The organism is Mesorhizobium sp. M7D.F.Ca.US.004.03.1.1 (genome assembly GCF_003998635.1).
GTDB classification, from domain to species: Bacteria; Pseudomonadota; Alphaproteobacteria; order Rhizobiales; family Rhizobiaceae; genus Mesorhizobium; species Mesorhizobium loti.
The window spans coordinates 1-792 of the sequence record NZ_RZQG01001530.1; the positions used below are offsets into that span (position 1 = coordinate 1).

Sequence of the window (792 nt, forward strand, 5' to 3'; positions counted from 1 at the left end):
CGCCCGCACTCTGGAAGAATCGCTCGGCGCCGCCATCAAGACGCTGCCGCCGCAGGATCGCCGCAAGGGCCGTGTGTCCAACACCCGACGCCCGCGTTTTCTCGCTCGCCGCAGGGCCGGCGACCTCGGTCTCAGGCTGGTCATCGACGGCCAGGAGATCATCTCGCGCGAGTGAGCATGATCCCGAGAGGGAACATGCAGGAAAAGCGAAGCCGCTAAACCAGCGGCTTCAGTGCTACCCACACAGCGCCGCCGATCAGGCCCAGGAAGATCAGCCAGCCGACCTGGTTGTTCGATCTGAATAGACGCAGGCATTGGTCCGGGTTGTCGATATCCAACACGGCAATTTGCCTGGCCATATGGGCGCCGGCAGCGATCAGTCCTGCCAGTGCCACCACCGGAGCCTGCGCCGACGCGAAGGCGATGGCAAAACAGATCAGCGCGCCGCCATAGAGCCCTGCCAGCCACGATTTGGTGTTGTCGCCGAACAGGCGTGCCGTCGAGCGCACGCCGACAATGGCGTCGTCTTCCTTGTCCTGATGCGCGTAGATCGTGTCGTAGCCGATCACCCACAGGATCGAGCCGATATAGAGCATCACGGCAGGTCCATCGAGATCGCCGAACTCGACCGCCCATCCCATCAGCGCGCCCCAGGAAAAGGCAAGGCCAAGCACCAGTTGCGGCCAGTTGGTTATCCGCTTCATGAACGGATAGATGGCTATGATCGCCAGCGAGCAGATGCCGAGCAGCATGGCGAAGCTGTTGAACTGGATGAGCACCACGAGGCCGACC

General features: G+C 62.6%; 2 protein-coding genes. One reads left to right on the plus strand and one right to left on the minus strand.

Going from position 1 to position 792, the window contains the following annotated elements:
* The coding region (locus tag EN935_RS42600) for a DUF6101 family protein (RefSeq protein WP_245489175.1) at positions 1-175 on the plus strand (175 nt) is incomplete at its 5' end.
* 40 nt (positions 176-215) lie between these two features.
* On the opposite strand, the gene EN935_RS38455 is transcribed toward EN935_RS42600, so the two are convergent.
* Positions 216-792, minus strand: a 577-nt coding sequence (locus EN935_RS38455; RefSeq protein ID WP_127374369.1) for a UbiA family prenyltransferase, incomplete at its 5' end; no start/stop codon positions are given.